This window comes from Pseudomonas viridiflava (genome assembly GCF_900602065.1).
Taxonomy (GTDB): Bacteria; Pseudomonadota; Gammaproteobacteria; order Pseudomonadales; family Pseudomonadaceae; genus Aquipseudomonas.
Genome location: NZ_UWFN01000159.1, coordinates 1 through 14730, shown reverse-complemented (window position 1 = coordinate 14730; position 14730 = coordinate 1). Strand labels below are relative to the sequence as shown.

The following is a 14730-nucleotide window of genomic DNA, read 5'->3' as shown; positions in this document are numbered from 1 at the left end:
ATCCCGAACTCAGTAGTGAAACGATGTATCGCCGATGGTAGTGTGGGGTTTCCCCATGTGAGAGTAGGTCATCGTCAAGATTAAATTCCAGAACCCCTGATCGCTTACGCGTTCAGGGGTTTTGTTTATGCGCGAAGAAAATACAGGTTCACCACGACCAGGTAGGACCGAATTCATTCGGGAAGGCTGCGTGTCAGGCGATGCATAAGCTACGGCTGTACCGCCCCCTCGCGAACAAGTTCGCTCCTACCCGTCCAGCGTTCATGCGCCAACCTCGGTAGGCCAGCGACAATTCACCCGCAAATTCCCTCCTACACCCCCTCCGTTTTGCTTTAAGGTTCGGCTACAGTTTTTCCACGCCGCACTCTCCAGCCAAGGAAGCATTCATGCCTGTAACAACCTCTCTCAGTGCCGGTTTCATGGTGGTTCACGGCAACCGCCTTGATGATCTGCGCAGCCTGGTTGTTTCCTGGATGCGTCGTTACCCGCTTGCGCCTCTGGAAAATGAAATCGCTTTGGTACAGAGCAACGGTATTGCCCAGTGGTTGAAACTGGCTCTGGCCGAAGATGCAGAGGACGACGATCTGGGTGGCTGTGGAATTGCCGCAGCAATCGACGTCCAGCTACCCGGCAGCTTCATGTGGCAGCTGTATCGATTGGTATTGGGCAAAGATGAAATCCCGGCCGCGTCGCTGTTGGACAAGGCTCCACTGACCTGGCGTCTGATGCGTCTGCTACCCGCCTTGATCGACCAGCCACACTTTGAGCCGCTAAGCCGCTTCCTGACCAACGACTCTGATCTGCGCAAGCGCTATCAGTTGTCCGAGCGCTTGGCCGACCTGTTCGACCAATATCAGGTGTACCGCGCTGACTGGCTGGAAGATTGGGCAGCAGGCCGCCACCAATTGCGTAACGTCAGAGGCGAAGCCAAGCCGTTGACCCCGGCGAATTGCTGGCAAGCTGAGTTGTGGCGTGCGTTGCTCCTGGATGTGGGCACTGAAGGCATGGCCCAAAGCCGGGCGGGTGTGCATCAACGCTTTATCGAACGCATCACCCATATGAATGAAGCCCCGGAGGGTCTACCAGCTCGGGTTATCGTCTTCGGTATTTCCTCTCTGCCCGCTCAGGCCTTGGAAGCATTGGCCGGTTTAGCACGATTCAGCCAGGTGCTGCTCTGTGTTCACAATCCTTGTCGCCACCACTGGGCTGATATCGTCGCCGACAAGGATTTACTGCGTCATCAATACAAGCGTCAGGCTCGCAAAACCGGAATGCCTGTTGTGCTTGATCCACAGGCGCTGCATCAACACGCTCATCCGCTGTTGGCCGCATGGGGCAAGCAAGGTCGCGATTACATCAATCTACTGGATAGCCACGATGATCCCGGTAGCTACCGTTCTGCGTTCAAAGATGGACGCATTGACCTGTTCAGCGAGAGTGATCCGCATACGGTCCTCAATCAGCTACAGGACGACATTCTTGAGCTAAGGCCGCTCGATGAAACCCGAGAACTCTGGCCCGCTGTCGATCCACTGCAAGATCGCTCGATCCGCTTCCACGTCGCCCACAGCGCCCAGCGTGAAGTTGAGATCCTGCATGACCAATTACTCGCCCGCTTCAGCAAAGACCCCAATCTGCGTCCCCGCGATGTGATTGTCATGGTCCCGGATATCGACAGCTACGCGCCGCACATCCGCGCCGTGTTTGGCCAGATTGATCGCGAAGACCGCCGCTTTATCCCATTCACCCTTGCCGACCAAGGGCAACGCGGTCGCGAGCCATTGTTGATTGCTGTCGAGCACCTGCTGAAGATTCCCGACAGTCGTTTCCCGGTCAGCGAAATCCTCGACCTGCTGGACGTTCCTGCACTGCGCGCTCGATTCAAAATCAAGGAACGCGACCTGCCAACCCTGCACCGCTGGATCGAAGGGGCAGGCGTACGTTGGGGGCTGAATGCCGAGCAGCGGGAAGGGCTAGGTTTGCCCGCCGCGCTGGAGCAGAACAGCTGGCATTTCGGATTGCGCCGCATGTTGCTCGGCTATGCAGTTGGTGCCGGTGCTGCCTGTGACGGCATAGAACCCTACGACGAAATCGGTGGTCTCGACGCAGCTCTGATCGGTCCGCTGGTGGCGTTGATCGACGCGCTTCAGGTTGCCCACAGCGAGCTTTCCTCGCCAGCGGTAGCGACGGAGTGGGGCTTACGCCTGCAAGCACTGATACAGCTGTTCTTCCAGGCTGACAGCGAGCACGACGATTACCTGCTCGCGCAACTGGAGCAATTGCGCGAGACCTGGCTGGAGACGTGTGAATCGGTTGGCTTGCAAGACGAACTGCCACTGACCGTCGTACGTGAGGCATGGCTGGCAGGTCTTGATCAGGGCCGCCTGTCGCAGCGCTTTCTCGCAGGCTCGGTCAACTTCTGCACACTGATGCCGATGCGTGCGATTCCGTTCAAGCTGGTGTGTCTGCTCGGCATGAACGACGGTGATTACCCTCGCGCGCAGCCGCCGCTGGACTTCGACTTGATGGGCAGCGATTACCGTCCCGGTGACCGCTCACGTCGTGAAGACGATCGATACTTATTACTCGAAGCACTGCTCTCAGCACGGGATCAGCTGTACATCAGTTGGGTGGGCCGTAGCATTCGCGACAACAGCGAGCGGCCGCCATCCGTGTTGATCGGCCAGTTGCGCGATCACCTCGCCGCAGGCTGGAGACTCCAAGATGCCCAAGAACCCATGGACAGCAAAAAGCGCGATCCGGGGCAGCAGCTTCTGCACGCACTGACTCTCGAACACCCGCTGCAGCCCTTCAGCGCGCAGTACTTTCACGAGAACACAGGCTTCTTCAGCTTCGCCCGTGAATGGCAGGTCTTGCATGAGTCCAATGTCACCGTGCCGACAACCAAGCCACTCCCTGCCCACGAACAAGACGAGCCACTGAACCTCGCTCAACTGCAGGACTTCCTCAGAAACCCGGTCAAACACTTTTTCAGCCAGCGCCTGAAGATCTACTTCGAAATCGCCGAAGCTCCGCTGGCTGACGAAGAACCGTTTGTGCTCGATGCGCTTGAACGTTATAGCCTCAGTGACAGCCTGCTGAACGCCGCGCTCACTGGCTCGCAAGACATTGACGAGGCACTGCACGCGCAGGCATTAAAACTTCAGGGCAGCGGGCTGTTACCCATGGCCGGTTTCGGCAGCAGCCTGCGAGAAGAGTTGATCGAGCCTTTGCCTGACTTGCTGCAGCGTTATCAGAGCATCCTTCATAGATGGCCTGAACCGCTCAGCAGCGCTCTGCCGGTCAGTTATGCCCATCAAAACATACGTCTGGAAGGCTGGTTGGGTGGCTTGCATGGCAATGCGCAAGGTGAGTACTTGTTGGTCACCGCGATCCCCAACTCCATCGGTTCGAAGAAAAACCGTAAATGGCATCGCCTCATTCGCCCTTGGGTTCTGCATCTAGTGGGTTGCGCGTGCGGGCTGCCGCTGAGCACTGCACTGGTAGCCAGCGATGAAACGCTGTTGCTGGACCCGCTGGATAAATCTATCGCCACAGCTGCACTGAATGACTTGCTCACGGCCTGGCTGAGTGGCATGCAGCGACCTTTACCGGTCGCAGTCAAAACAGCGTTCGCCTGGCTCGGTCAGAATGACGAAAGCAAAGCCGAAGCGGCGGCACGCAAAGCCTATGAAGGCGACGGGCAAACCACCGACGGCGAGCGACGCGAAAGCACTGCGCTGGCCCGGCAATTTCCGGACTTCGATGCCCTGATTGACAGCGAAGAATTCGCCGGTTGGTGCGATGCGCTCTACAAACCGATTTTCGAAGCGCCTTGGCAGTCTTTGTCCGGTGAAGGAGCCAGCGCATGACCGATATTCAGAACACCGCATCCCTGGCCCTGCGTTTCCCGCTGCGTGGCAGCCAGTTGATCGAAGCCAGCGCCGGTACCGGCAAGACCTTCACCATTTCCGCGCTTTATGTGCGACTGGTTCTTGGCCATGGCGGTGACGCGTCCGGTTTTGGTCGGGAGCTATTACCGCCGCAGATCCTCGTCGTCACCTTCACCGATGCTGCGACCAAAGAGCTGCGTGACCGGATTCGTATTCGCCTGGCTGAAGCTGCACGCTTCTTCCGTGAAGAAATCAGCGCGCCTGACGAGCTCATCAATGAGCTGCGCGAGCAATTCACGCCCGAGCAATGGCAAGCCTGTGCCAGCCGCTTGGACATTGCAGCACAATGGATGGACGAAGCCGCAGTATCGACCATCCACAGTTGGTGCCAGCGCATGCTGCGCGAGCATGCATTCGACAGCGGTAGTCTGTTTACCCAGACCCTGGAAACCGACCACAGCGATTTGCTTGGAGAAGTGCTGCGTGATTACTGGCGGTTGTTCTGCTACCCCATGAGTGGCGATGCCCTGAATTGGGTACGCGCAAACTGGAGTGGCCCGGCCGCCTTGTTACCTCGGGTACGCAGCCTGTTTGGCAGCGACCGGGCTATACCGACGCAAGATCCTGCCGAGTTGATCGCTGCCTCTCTGCAACAACGTCGCGAAGCGCTCAAAGCACTTAAATCTCCATGGACTAACTGGGCGGCGGAGTTACACGCCATCTGCATCGACGGCGTGGCCTGCAAAGTGGTTGATGGGCGCAAGATGCAGGAGCGCTACTTTCGACCTTGGTTTGAAAAGCTCACCGCTTGGGCTGCTGATGACGAACTGGAAGAACTCGATCTGGGGACCGGCTTTACCCGGCTGACGCCCGACGGCATCGCCGAAGCCTGGAAGAGCGATCCGCCTTCGCATCCTGCTTTCGAGGCGATGGTCGAACTAAAAGTCGCGCTCGATACCTTACCGACACCCGATGCCGCAGTGCTCGAACACGCTGCCCACTGGGTCGGTATGCGCTTCGAAGCAGAAAAGCGTCGTCGTGCGGAAATGGGCTTTGATGACATGCTGCTCAGGCTCGACGCTGCGCTGCAAAGCTCAGGCGGCGAGCGGTTGGCAACGCTGATTCGCGAGCAATTTCCGGTTGCCCTGATCGACGAGTTTCAGGACACCGACCCGGTGCAATACCGGATTTTCGAGAGCATCTATCGCCTCGAAGAAAACGACATCGAAACCGGGCTGTTCCTGATCGGCGACCCCAAACAAGCGATCTACGCGTTCCGTGGTGCCGACATTTACACCTACCTGCGCGCAAGGCAGGCTACGGCCGGGCGTTGGCACACGCTGGACACCAACTACCGTTCCAGCCATTCCATGGTCGAAGCGGTCAACCACGTGTTTCAGCGTGCCGAGCAGCGTCCGGAAGGGCGCGGTGCATTCCTGTTTCGCGAAGGCGACAAGAACGATGTGCCATTCTCGGATGCGCTTTCACAAGGTCGCAAAGACGCTCTGCAAATAGACGGCATGCCTATGGCTGCCCTGAATGTCTGGCAACTGGCGAGCGATCAGCCGGTCTCCGGCGTCAGCTACCGCCAGCAACTGGCTGCCAGTTGTGCCAGTGAAATCGTCCGGTTGCTCAACGCCGGGCAACAAGGTCGCGCCGGCTTCGCTGCTGTGGAAAAAGGCATGAAAGGCCTGCTACCTGCCGACATCGCGATTCTGGTGCGTGACGGCAAAGAGGCTCAGGCGGTGCGCGGTGAATTGTCGGCCCGTGGCGTGCGCAGCGTTTACCTGTCCGACAAGGATTCAGTGTTCGCAGCCCAGGAGGCGCATGACGTACTGGCCTGGCTCAAGGCCTGCGCCGAGCCGGATTCTGAACGTACCCTGCGCGCGGCTCTGGCGTGCATCACTCTGGCGTTGCCGCTGGCAGAACTGGAGCGCTTGAATCAGGACGAGTTAGCGTGGGAAGCGCGGGTCATGCAGTTCCGCGGTTATCACCAGATCTGGCGCAATCAGGGCGTGCTGCCGATGCTGCGCCGCCTGCTGCACGACTTCCATTTGCCGCAGACTCTGATCACCCGAAATGATGGCGAGCGTGTCCTGACCAACTTGCTGCACCTGTCCGAATTACTGCAGCAAGCCGCTGCCGAACTGGATGGTGAACAGGCGTTGATCCGCCATCTGGGCGAGCATCTGGCGATGTCCGGTCAGGCGGGTGAAGAACAGATTTTGCGTCTGGAAAGTGATGAGCAACTGGTCAAGGTCGTGACCATCCACAAGTCCAAAGGCTTGCAGTATCCGTTGGTGTTCCTGCCGTTCATTTGCTCCAGCAAACCGGTAGACGGCACGCGTCTGCCGCTGCATTTCCACGATGAAAACGGCAAAGCACAGGTCAGCCTCAAACCGACCGCAGCACTGATCGAACAGTCCGACAACGAGCGTCTGGCCGAAGACCTGCGCTTGCTTTATGTCGCCCTGACTCGCGCCGAATACGCCTGCTGGCTGGGCGTGGCGGACCTCAAGCGCGGTAATTCCAGCAGCTCGATGCTGCATCGTTCGGCCTTGGGATACTTGCTGGGCGGAGGTCTGCCGTTGGCCGAGTCGGCAGGTCTGAACTCATGGTTGCGTGATCTTGCCGAAGGCTGCGACAGCATCATTATCGAGGCGGTCCCCGCGCCAACGACGGACACCTTCAGCCCGCCACGCAACGAAGCAACCTTGCTCAAACCGCGCATGCCCAAACGCCGCGCTGCCGAGAATTGGTGGATCGCCTCCTATAGCGCATTGCGCATCGGCGACACGATCACCGCTGGCAGCGATAGCGACGAATCACCAGACAGCCCGCAAGCGCAAAAACTGTTCGATGACGAACGCCTCGACCCCGAAGCGCCGCGTGAAGTGCTGGTCAGCGGTGGTGATATCCACCGTTTTCCACGCGGACCGAACCCCGGCACGTTCCTCCACGGTTTGCTCGAATGGGCGGGTAACGAAGGTTTTGCCACAGCGGTCAGCGAGCCTCAGGGGCTCAAGGATGCCGTTGCCCGACGCTGTAACCGACGTGGTTGGGAAGGCTGGATCGACACCCTGACTGGCTGGCTGACCCAGGTTTTGAATCTGCCGTTGTCGCTGGCCAGCGACAGTGTGCCGATCTCTCTGGGGGAGATGGACCAGCCCAATCAATACCGCATCGAGATGGAGTTCTGGTTCGCCTGCCGCAAAGTCGACGTCGCACAAATGGACGCTTTGGTACGTCGCTACACCCACGATAATGCCCCGCGAGCCGCAACAGAAACGGTTTCCCTGAATGGCATGTTCAAGGGCTTTATCGACCTTACCTTTGAGCATGAAGGCCGTTACTACGTGGCGGATTACAAATCCAACTGGCTCGGGCCTGATGATGAAAGCTACACCCTTGACGCCATGACCAGCGCGATCCTGGAAAACCGTTACGACCTGCAATACGTGCTCTACCTGTTGGCGTTGCATCGTCAACTCAAGGCGCGACTCGCGGATTACGACTACGACCAACACATGGGCGGCGCGCTGTATGTGTTCCTGCGTGGCGCTTATTCATCCAGTCAGGGCGCCTGGTTTACCCGGCCGCCTCGGGAGCTGATCGAAGGTCTGGATCTACTGTTTCAAGGCAAGTCAGTGAGTGAAGAATTCGTCCTGACCGGAGAACCCGCATGAGTCGCTCATTCGCTGAACTGCTGCCCACGCCGCTGGATGCTCAGAGCCTGGCTGACCTCGCGCCGCTGACCAACGTTCGCGATCTGCTGCTGTTGCTTGAGCGTTGGGTCGAGCGCGGCTGGTTGCGGGCGCTGGATAAAGCGTTCGTTGCGTTCCTCAGTGAGCTGGATCCGTCGGCTGACTCGCTGGTACTGCTGGCAGCCGCGTTGACCAGCCACCAACTCGGTCACGGTCATGTTTGCCTGGACCTCTACGAAACCCTCAAAGGGCCGGACTTCGCGTTGTCATTGCCTCCCGAAGGCGATGTGCAAAGCGGCCCCATGCTGCTGCCGTCGCAATTGCTGGTGGCGCTGGATGGCGGCGCATGGTGCCAGGCACTGCTGGCCAGCACGCTGGTTGCCCGGGGTGAGGACTGCAGCGAAGGCGCTGCCAGTAAACCTTTGGTGTTGTCCGACCGGCGTTTGTATTTACGCCGTTACTGGACGTACGAGCGGCGTATCGGCGCGATATTGCGTCAGCGGCTTGCACAACAGGAGGCCGTCACTGATGACCTCGCCCAGCGTTTGAATGTGCTGTTCCCGCCAAGCTCCACGCCTGATGCACTGATCGACTGGCAGAAGCTGGCTTGTGCACTGGCGACTCGCGGTGCATTCAGCATCATTACCGGCGGCCCCGGCACCGGTAAAACCACCACCGTCGTTCGCTTGCTCGCGTTGCTGCAAGCCCCAGCCGTGCAGGCGGGTCAGCCGCTGCGTATTCGTCTGGCGGCGCCCACCGGCAAGGCCGCGGCGCGTTTGACTGAGTCCATCAGTCAGCAAGTGCAGAGCCTGACGGTCAGCGAAGACGTGCGTCAGAAAATTCCTGCCGAAGTGACCACCGTGCACCGTTTGCTGGGCAGTCGTCCGGGCACGCGGCACTTCCGTCATCACGCCGGGAATCTGCTGCCACTGGACGTGCTGGTGGTCGATGAAGCATCAATGATCGACCTGGAAATGATGGCTAATCTGCTGGAAGCCCTGCCGCCTCATGCACGGCTGGTGCTGCTGGGTGACAAGGACCAGTTGGCTTCCGTTGAAGCGGGCGCGGTGCTGGGCGATTTGTGCCGCGATGCCGAAGCAGGGCTGTATAGCCCACAAACCCAGCGCTGGCTCGAAGCGATCAGCGGCGAAGATTTGAGCCGTGCTGGCTTGCAGCAGGGTGATGAACAACAGCATCCATTGGCTCAGCAGGTTGCGATGCTGCGTTACTCGCGCCGCTTCGGTGAAGGCAGCGGCATCGGGCAACTGGCTAGGCTGGTCAATCAGCAGCAGCCTGAACAGGCACGTGATCTGCTGGCTGCACGAAACCATAAGGACCTGCACGCACTCGCGCTCAAGAGCGAACAGGACCGCTCACTGGAGCGGCTGCTACTCGACGGTCTCGATCAAGGTCCGGAAGGCCCTAAGGGCTACCGACATTATCTGGGCGTGATGGCTGCGCAGCGTCCACCACAGGATGCCACGCTGGAAGATGAATGCTGGGGCCAATGGGCGCGAGCGGTACTGAATGCATTTGATGCGTTTCAGTTGCTGTGCGCTGTGCGCAAAGGGCCGTGGGGCGTTGAAGGTTTGAATCGGCGCATCACGACTGCGCTGTTCGAAGCCCGGCTGATTGAAAGCGATCAACATTGGTACGAAGGTCGCCCGGTATTGATGACCCGCAATGATTACGGGCTTGGTTTGATGAACGGCGATATTGGCATCGCCTTGCGCCTGCCCGAGCGCGATGGGCCGGAGGCGGGCAAGCAGGTGCTGCGTGTGGCCTTCCCGCGTAATGACGGCAGTGGCGGCGTGCGTTTTGTTTTGCCGAGCCGGCTTAACGACGTGGAAACGGTTTACGCCATGACCGTGCACAAATCCCAAGGCTCGGAGTTCGCCCATACCGCGCTGATCCTGCCCGAGGCGCTGAACCCGGTGCTCACCAAAGAGCTGATCTACACCGGCATCACCCGCGCCAAACACTGGTTCAGCCTCATCGAACCTCGCAAGGGGGTGTTCGAAGAGGCGCTGCGCCGCAAGGTGAAGCGCTTGAGTGGGTTGATGCTGGAGCTGTAAAAACCACCTATATCAACCAACGCATCACGATCTGAATTTATATCGAATAATGGGACCGATCAGCATGAATCTGAGTCTGACGCGAACTTGTGGGAGCGAATTCATTCGTGAATGCGGACGAACAGCCGATGCGTATCTATCGCCTGTACCGGCCTCTTCGCGAATGAATTCGCTCCCACAGGTCCGGTGCTAGCAACGATCTTCCACACCTGTGCCAGTCACCCAATAGACTTATCCAGCCCCATAAACTGCATCACCCTTTCGCCCGCCTGACCTGCGCGAATGGTCTGCGGTCCGGCATCAGCCTGGACCACGCCGTTCTCCATGAAAATCACCCGGTCGGAGATAGACATCGCGAAGTCCATTTCGTGGGTGACGATCAACATGGTCATGCCTTCCTTCGCCAGGTCGCTGATGACCTTCAGCACATCGCCCACCAGCTCCGGGTCCAGCGCAGAGGTGGGTTCATCGAACAGCATGATCTGCGGGTCCATTGCCAGGGCGCGGGCGATGGCGACGCGTTGCTGCTGCCCGCCGGACAACTGATGCGGATACTTGTGTGCGTGGGCCAACAGGCCAACCTTGTCCAGCAGTGCATAACCGCGTTGCTCGCTGATCACCCGGTCTCGTCCGTGATAACGCGGGGCGAGGGTGACGTTGTCGAGGATCGTCCGGTGCGGGAACAGGTTGAAGTTCTGGAACACCATGCCGATGCGCTGTACCCCGCGTCGGATCTGCGCATTGTTGGGCTTGTCGCCGGCATGAATAAAGCTCTCGCCAAACAGAATGATCTCGCCGTCATCAATACTTTCCAGACCGTTGACGGTACGGATCAGCGACGTTTTACCCGAGCCGGACGGACCAATGATGGAAATTACCTGCCCGGCATTCACGTCCAGATTGATGCCCTTGAGCACTTCATGTTTGCCGTAACTTTTATGAATCGTGTGCAGTTGCAGCGCTGGCGCGAGCCCGTTTTCGACCGGAGCGGCTGCTTTCGAAACGGCCACCGGAAGGCTGGCCCTTAATTGCTGCACGCTGGCGTCATCCAGTGTTTGCGGCTTGCGGTTGTTCAGCTCCAGGTGTTGCTCAAGCCAATGGAACAGCCAGCCGAACACCGTGACGATCATCACGTAGTACACCGCTACCGCTGACAGCGTTTCCATGACCAGAAAGTTTTGCGCGTAAAGGCGTTGGCCCACGGTCAGCAACTCGGTCAGGGAAATCACCGAGATGATCGAGGTGAGTTTCACCACGGTGATGTATTCGTTGATCAGCGTTGGCAGCGAGATACGAAACGCCTGCGGGATCACGATCAGCCGCTGCATACCCAATACGCCAATACCCAGCGCACGTCCGGCTTCCTTCTGCCCCTTGGCCACTGAAATCAAACCGCCCCGGTGGATTTCCGCCATGTAGGCGGCTTCTGTAACCACCAGCGCAAACAGACCGGAATAGAACGGATCGGAGAATACCTCACGGGTGAACGGCAGCATTTGCGGCAGGTTGTAGACGAAGATCACCAGCACCAGCAGCGGAATGCTGCGGAAGAACCAGATATAAAGCGACGCCGGAACACTCACCCAGCGCGAGGTTGACAGCTTGGCCGAGGCGAGCAGAAAGCCCAGCAGCATGCCGATGAACCAACCCAGCGCGCTGAGTTGAATCACCGTGATGCACGACTTCCAGAAGTCCACCATCGAGAACAGAGAAAAAAAGTAGGACCATTCGAATTGCATGTACACCTCAAACCGTCGGGCTAGACGGAAAACTCACGCCGGACGCGACTGTGGGACCGAATTTATTCGGGAAGACGGACTTTCAGGCGCTACATCTCTAGCGTTTGATATGTCGCTTTCCCGAATGAATTCGGTCCCACAAGGTCGGCGTTTCACCAGCGGTTTGCCGCCGTAATCAGAACTCAGTTACCCGGCGCTTCCAGGTTGTATTTCTTCAGCAGCGCGTCGTATTCGCCGGATTTCTTGGTCTCGTCGAAGGCCTTGAGCAGCGCTTGATACAGCTCCTCGTTGCCTTTCTTCACATAGATGCCCAACGTCTGCTGATAGATCGAGTGCTCGGTGCTGACCACCACGCGGCCTTTGGTGCGTTCGGCGATCATGCCGGCGGCGCCGTCGATTTCGACTTGTGCCTGAACGTTGCCGGACAGCAGTGCCTGAGTCACTTCAGGTGCTGAAGGGAATTCGCTGACGGAGATCGCGCCCTTATTGTTCGGTACGCAGTGATCCACTGAGAGCTTGTTGAATTGCGCAACCCAGGTGGTGCCTTTTTCCAGCCCGATCTTCAGGCCGCAGAGGTCTTCCGGGACCTTGGGTTTGATCTTGCTGTCCTTGAGCACCATGATCGCTGCGCCGGTTTTGGCGTAAGGGATGGTCTGCGCCTGGGTCTGACGTTCCGGGGTGATGTACATGCCGGAAATGATCGCGTCGTAGTGACCCGAGTTCAGGCTGAGGATCAGGCTGGAGAACTTGGTGTCGACGAAGTCCGCCTTGAGGTTCATGTGCTTGGCGAGCATGTGCGCCAGCTCTGGGTCGGAGCCGACGACATTTTTCTTCTCGTCATAGGATTCGAACGGTGGATAAGTGATCTCCATCCCCACTTTGAACACGCCCGGTGTCACGGTAGTGGCGGCGTGTGCCAGCGTCGCGCCGAACACGGCGGCGGCAAGCACGGTCAGGCGGACAGCAATGTTCTTTTTATTGCGCATCGTCGAGGACTCCAAAGTAGAGAAAGGTAAGGCACGGTAGAGTTGGGAAAAAGGGTTTAGTCGGGCAATTCAGAGCGGTTCTGAAGCCTGGTTTTTCAAGTGGCCAAAGCTCGAAGGCTTGCGGGCTTTTTCATAAAGCTTCAATTCGCCGTTCTCCACTTTTCTGCGCAGGTACTGATAGGTTTGCAGTGCCTGGCCGAACATGTGTTCGCCAATGGTGATCTCCTCGTAATCCTGTGCGCCAGCCTTGGCGAACTGCGGCAACGGTTTGATTTGCGTATGAAAATCGCAGGCGTAGAACAGTGGAAATGAATAGCGCTCTTCGCTGACGGTTCTGACCCGATGGGCTGTTGCAACGAACGTACCAGCGGTCATCACCTCAAGCATGTCGCCGATATTGACCACGAACGCGCCTTCCACAGGCGGCGCGTCGATCCATTGACCCAGATCGTTCATCACTTCCAGGCCCGGCTTGTCGGCCAGCAAGATCGTGAAGCACTCGTAATCGGTGTGCGCACCAATACCGGGCGCGTCCTGTGCGGCGTCATCGAATGGGTAATGGATCAAACGCAACTTGGAAGGTGGTCGAGTGACCATGGCATCGAAGTAACCCTCTTCCAGACCGAGTGCCAACGCGAAGCCATCGAACAGCCGCCGACCCAGCGCGAAAACCGCAGCGTAATAGGCTTGCACCGCTGGCTTGAAGCCTGGCAGGTCCGGCCATTCGTTGGCGCCGATCAGGGGAGTTTTGGCGATCACCAGGGGGTCTTCATCACCCACTTCAAAGCCGATATCGAAGGCTTCCTTGTGATCCGGTTTACCCTTGGCGTACACCTCTTCACCTTCCGGTACGAAGCCTTTATGGCTGCGCGACGTACCGATGTAGTGCTGCATCTTGTAATCCAGCGACTGAGCGAACAGGTCCTTGGCCGCCTGACGCAGACCATCGATCAACTGCGTATCGATGCCATGATTCTTGATGTACAGAAAGCCGACTTCCCGCGCCGCTTTGCCGAGCTCTTCGGCAACGGCCTGACGCTCGGTGATGTCGGCGCTGAACAGAGCAGCGATGTCGACCACCGGAATGCTGTTGAAGTTGGCGATGGCTTGAGAGTGATCGGGCATGACAACAGGCTCCATTAGCGGTGGGTGGATTGAGTGAAGCGCTGGAAGTGTTCGCGTTCGGTCTTGCCCATCCAGGTGTTCAGCGACCACAGATCGGCCACCGGGACATTGGTGAAGGGCAGGTGGTGCAAGTAGCCATCGGCACCAAACTCGGGTGTCAGCGTGGTGACTTGATAGCCGCGCTCCTGTTGCGAGCGCCAGATCGCTTCCCAGTGTTGCTGATGGAAGGCCAGTTCTTTTGCGTATTCCGGTGCGGCGGGGTGCGGGACTTGCGGGCCCTGGTCATAACCAACCCGGGCCTGAATGTGATGGACGCGCTCGACGAAGGCGCTCAGGTCGTCTTCGGGGTCATTGAGCAGACGCTCGCAGGTCACGATCCAGTGGCTGATGTCGCTGGTGAAGCGCAAATCAGGCAATTGTCGAATCAGCTCAAGCGTGACCCACGGATTGAACAGCGACCGTGAGCGGTGAGTTTCGAACGTGCATAACTGACCGTGCTTGCGCGCTAGTTCCAGAGCCTGACCGAAGAACTCCACTTGTTGTGGTAATTGCCAACGATCGTTCCCCGCCAGTACGTTCACGAAGCGCGGCGACAGTTCGCTGGCCCAGCCCAGTTTTTTGTCCAGGTCAGTGAGGTGTTCAGCGACCGTGGCTGATTGTTCGGGCAGCACGTCGTAAGCGGTGAAGACGGTGCTGATATACCCCACCCGATTGTTACGCAAGAACGCCGCAAACTCGGCCCGCTCGGCGGCGGCCAGTGGGAGTCGAGCTTCCATACCGTCGAAACCTGCTTCAAGCAGTTCTTCCAGGGCCTGAGTTTTACTCGCGGTATAACCCCAGAGGGTGCGGAATATTTCCAGCTTCATCGATCGACCTCAAAGATTGCACGGGCGTGTGGCGCGGCTTGATCTTAGGTGGGCGTCATGATCGGGAAGAATAGGAAAGCTCAAATCGATAGTTCAGAGATTTGTGAAGTATCAGCGGCTAGCGCCTATCCATTGTGGGTGGCCGTGATCTTGAGCTCATGAGGAACCTGTGGGACCGAATTCATTCGGGAAGACGGTATTTCAGGCAATACATCAAGCAGCGGATGTACCGGCCTCTTCGCGAATGAATTCGCTCCCACGGGGATTTGCGTCTGGCTCCGAACCTGTGGGACCGAATTCATTCGGGAAGACGGTATTTCAGGCAACATATTAAGCAGCGGA

Annotated in this window: 7 protein-coding genes and 1 rRNA gene; 4 read left to right on the top strand and 4 right to left on the bottom strand. The window is 58.3% G+C overall.

The features are described 5' to 3' along the window. The 4 genes from rrf to recD all read left to right on the top strand — a co-directional run. Positions 1-80: ribosomal RNA gene (rrf, locus tag EE949_RS30205) — 5S ribosomal RNA — on the top strand; the annotation flags it as partial. A gap of 306 nt (positions 81-386) precedes the next feature. Then, positions 387-3872 carry an exodeoxyribonuclease V subunit gamma gene (gene recC / locus EE949_RS08475; RefSeq protein ID WP_122663881.1) on the top strand — a complete coding sequence of 1162 codons (3486 nt, stop codon included), beginning with the start codon at positions 387-389 and terminating at the stop codon, positions 3870-3872. After that, entirely contained in the window at positions 3869-7579 is a 3711-nt protein-coding gene (gene recB / locus EE949_RS08470) for an exodeoxyribonuclease V subunit beta (RefSeq protein ID WP_122663880.1), read from the top strand. Before recC ends, recB begins: the two co-directional genes overlap by 4 nt. Beyond that, positions 7576-9672: an exodeoxyribonuclease V subunit alpha gene (gene recD / locus EE949_RS08465; RefSeq protein WP_122663879.1), complete on the top strand. Its 2097-nt coding sequence runs from the start codon at positions 7576-7578 to the stop codon at positions 9670-9672. Before recB ends, recD begins: the two co-directional genes overlap by 4 nt. A 218-nt stretch (positions 9673-9890) precedes the next feature. Here the strand turns inward: recD and EE949_RS08460 are convergent, their stop codons facing one another. The 4 genes from EE949_RS08460 to EE949_RS08445 all read right to left on the bottom strand — a co-directional run bounded on the left by EE949_RS08460 (position 9891) and on the right by EE949_RS08445 (position 14388). After that, entirely contained in the window at positions 9891-11411 is a 1521-nt protein-coding gene (locus tag EE949_RS08460; RefSeq protein WP_122663878.1) for an amino acid ABC transporter permease/ATP-binding protein, read from the bottom strand. A gap of 182 nt (positions 11412-11593) precedes the next feature. Beyond that, the gene (locus tag EE949_RS08455; RefSeq protein WP_122663877.1) at positions 11594-12397 is read right to left on the bottom strand and encodes an ABC transporter substrate-binding protein; all 804 of its coding nucleotides are present in this window, start codon (positions 12395-12397) and stop codon (positions 11594-11596) included. Between the two features lie 69 nt (positions 12398-12466). Beyond that, a complete protein-coding gene (locus tag EE949_RS08450) occupies positions 12467-13522 on the bottom strand; it encodes an isopenicillin N synthase family dioxygenase (RefSeq protein WP_122663876.1) in 1056 nt (351 codons plus the stop codon). Between the two features lie 14 nt (positions 13523-13536). After that, a complete protein-coding gene (locus tag EE949_RS08445) occupies positions 13537-14388 on the bottom strand; it encodes a sugar phosphate isomerase/epimerase family protein (RefSeq protein WP_122663875.1) in 852 nt (283 codons plus the stop codon). Positions 14389-14730 lie beyond the last annotated feature (342 nt).

Excerpts from the sequence above, each read along its gene's own strand:
- recC (WP_122663881.1), top strand. The coding sequence starts at position 387 with ATGCCTGTAACAACCTCTCTCAGTGCCGGTTTCATGGTGGTTCACGGC.
- recB (WP_122663880.1), top strand. The coding sequence starts at position 3,869 with ATGACCGATATTCAGAACACCGCATCCCTGGCCCTGCGTTTCCCGCTG.
- recD (WP_122663879.1), top strand. The coding sequence starts at position 7,576 with ATGAGTCGCTCATTCGCTGAACTGCTGCCCACGCCGCTGGATGCTCAG.
- EE949_RS08460 (WP_122663878.1), bottom strand. The coding sequence starts at position 11,411 with ATGCAATTCGAATGGTCCTACTTTTTTTCTCTGTTCTCGATGGTGGAC.
- EE949_RS08455 (WP_122663877.1), bottom strand. The coding sequence starts at position 12,397 with ATGCGCAATAAAAAGAACATTGCTGTCCGCCTGACCGTGCTTGCCGCC.
- EE949_RS08450 (WP_122663876.1), bottom strand. The coding sequence starts at position 13,522 with ATGCCCGATCACTCTCAAGCCATCGCCAACTTCAACAGCATTCCGGTG.
- EE949_RS08445 (WP_122663875.1), bottom strand. The coding sequence starts at position 14,388 with ATGAAGCTGGAAATATTCCGCACCCTCTGGGGTTATACCGCGAGTAAA.